Source organism: Candidatus Pelagibacter communis, assembly GCF_001179845.1.
Classification (GTDB): Bacteria; Pseudomonadota; Alphaproteobacteria; order Pelagibacterales; family Pelagibacteraceae; genus Pelagibacter; species Pelagibacter ubique_Q.
Map to the genome: position 1 here is coordinate 1 of NZ_CVSB01000008.1, position 783 is coordinate 783.

1 protein-coding gene is annotated in these 783 nt (G+C 31.8%); it reads right to left on the bottom strand.

Annotated elements, in window-relative coordinates; genetic code table 11:
* Positions 1-783: NAD(P)-dependent oxidoreductase (locus tag AMN81_RS00440; RefSeq protein WP_072090196.1), on the bottom strand; the 783-nt coding region annotated here is incomplete at both ends.

Sequence of the window (783 nt, forward strand, 5' to 3'; positions counted from 1 at the left end):
CTAAAATCAATTTTATTTAAATCTTCCATTCTTTTTACAATCATTGATGACCATGCTCTCGAACCATATTTTTTTTCTCCATCTTTAAATATTTCAACTATCTTTGGAGAAATCTCTAATGGAGCATTTAATTTCTTTGCTAGATTATCGAATAACCCAGTATCTTTTAGAACAAGATCCATCGTGAAATTAATATTATAAGAACCATTCAAAATAACCTGACTTTCCGTTTCATGAACAAATGAATTTCCAGATGAAACTGCAATACCCTTAAATGTTTTAGCTAGATCTAAATTTGATTTTTTTGCAACAGTCCATGCCTCACCTAATGCTACCAAATGAACTGATGCTAAATAATTTGTTATGACTTTAAGAACTGATGCACTACCTAATTCACCAGTATGTAATATTTTTCTACCCATTACAGTTAAGGCTGGTAAAATTTTTTCAAAAGCTTTTCTGTTTCCACCCACAAATATTGCAATATTGCCTGTAGCTGCTCTATGACATCCCCCACTAACAGGTCCATCTAGTGGTATAGCTTTTTTTGATATCACCTTATTTCCAAGTCTTTTAACTTCATCTTCATCCGTTGTGCTCATTTCTAACCAAATCTTATTTTCTGATAAACCATTTAGAATTCCATCTTCACTTTCCATAACCTCTGCAGAAACTTCAGGTGAAGGAAGTGAAGTAATAATTAGATCAGTTTGTTCTGCTAATTCTTTAGAAGACTTTGTAACTTTAGCGCCAAGTTTTTTAAATTCATTTGTTAAAGAAACG